Source organism: Mycobacterium sp. TH-M15 (genome assembly GCF_057473705.1).
Genome location: NZ_JBYCLB010000162.1, coordinates 1 through 1518 on the forward strand (window position 1 = coordinate 1; position 1518 = coordinate 1518).

Annotated in this window: 1 protein-coding gene and 1 pseudogene; both read left to right on the forward strand. The window is 75.8% G+C overall.

The genetic code is table 11. The annotated features are described in order from the left end of the window. On the forward strand, window positions 1-944 hold a 944-nt coding region (locus AC2VNT_RS03855), incomplete at its 5' end, for a condensation domain-containing protein (protein ID WP_486945595.1). Next, window positions 941-1518: pseudogene (locus AC2VNT_RS03860) on the forward strand (lysine 6-monooxygenase); the annotation flags it as partial. The gene AC2VNT_RS03855 and the pseudogene AC2VNT_RS03860, both read left to right, overlap by 4 nt.

Genomic DNA, 1518 nt, shown 5'->3' on the forward strand with positions numbered 1-1518 from the left:
AGGCCGGCATCCTGCTGCGCGCGGTGTGGCTGCGCCCGGCGGCGACCGGCGGGGTGCTGCTGCTGGCCGGGCACGTGCTGGCGCTGGACCCGGTGTCGTGGCGGGTGGTCCTCGGCGACCTGGACGCCGGCCTGGCCGGGGCCGCCATCCCGCCGGAACGCAGCGGCCACCGCCGCTGGTCCGCCGCGCTGACCGCCCGGGCGCAGACCCTGGACACGGCTGGGTTCTGGGCCGCCCAGCTGGCCGGCGCAGACCCGGAGTTGGGTGCGCGCCGGGTGCGTCCGGAGCGCGACCGGGCCGGTGACCTGACCGTGTCGACGGCGTTCGCCGATGCCGAAACCACCGCCGCCCTGCTGGATTCGGGTCTGCCGGTCCACGACGTTCTGGTCGCCGCGGCCGCGCGGATGGTCACCGCCTGGCGGGTTCGCCGTGGCCAGCCCACCCCGGCGCCGCTGCTGGCGCTGGAGACCCACGGCCGGGCCGAGGAGGTCGTCGCCGGGGTCGACACCGCCGACATCGCCGGACTGCTCAGCGCCATCTACCCGCTGCGGGTCGTCTCCGCCGACCCGGTCGGGGTGGGCCGCGCGCTGGCCGACGTCCCGGGACACGGCATCGACTTCGGGCTGCTGGCCTACCTGCGTGACGACACGGGCGCCGCGCTGCGCCGGTATCCCGGGCCGCAGCTGCTGCTGAACTACCTGGGCCGCGGCGATGTGCCGGGCGCCGGCCCGGCGGTGGCCCCCGACCTGCTCGCCGGGCTGCCGGCGGTGCCCGAACCCGACCAGGCGGTCCGCCACGAGCTGGGCATCTTCGCCGTGCTGCTCACCGTCGACGGCGAGCCGCGACTGGCAACCCAGTGGCGCGCCCTGTCTGAGGTGCTCGACGGCGCCGACGTCGCTGTGCTGCAACAGCTCTTCGTCGACGCGCTGGGAGAGCTGCGGTGACGGCCGAACTGGCGGTGGTGGGCGCCGGAGCCAAGGCCGTCGCGCTGGCCGCCAAAGCGGCGGTGCTGCACGACATGGGCGTCGATGCGCCGCGGATCGTGGCGGTGGAGCGCACCGCGGTGGCCGCCAACTGGCGGGCCGCCGGTGGCTGGACCGACGGCGCCCACCGGTTGGGCACCAGCCCGGAGAAAGACGTCGGCTTTCCGTACCGCTCGGCGCTGGTGGCGGGCCGCAACGCCGAGCTCGATGAGCGGATGGCCCGGTACAGCTGGCAGGCCTACCTGATCGCGACCGGCCAGTTCGCCGAGTGGATCGACCGGGGCCGGCCGGCTCCGACCCACGACCGGTGGGGCCAGTACCTGCACTGGGTCGCCGGCGCGGTCGGGATGACGGTGGTGACCGGAGAGGTCGACCGGATCGCGGTCGACGGAGCCCGGTGGGCGGTGCGCGCCGGGCAGGTCACCGTCTCCGCCGACGCGGTGATGATCACCGGGCCGGGTCAGGCGGAGAAGTCGATCCTGCCCGGAAATCCGCGGGTGCTCTCCATCGCCGGGTTCTGGCGCCGGGCGGCCGG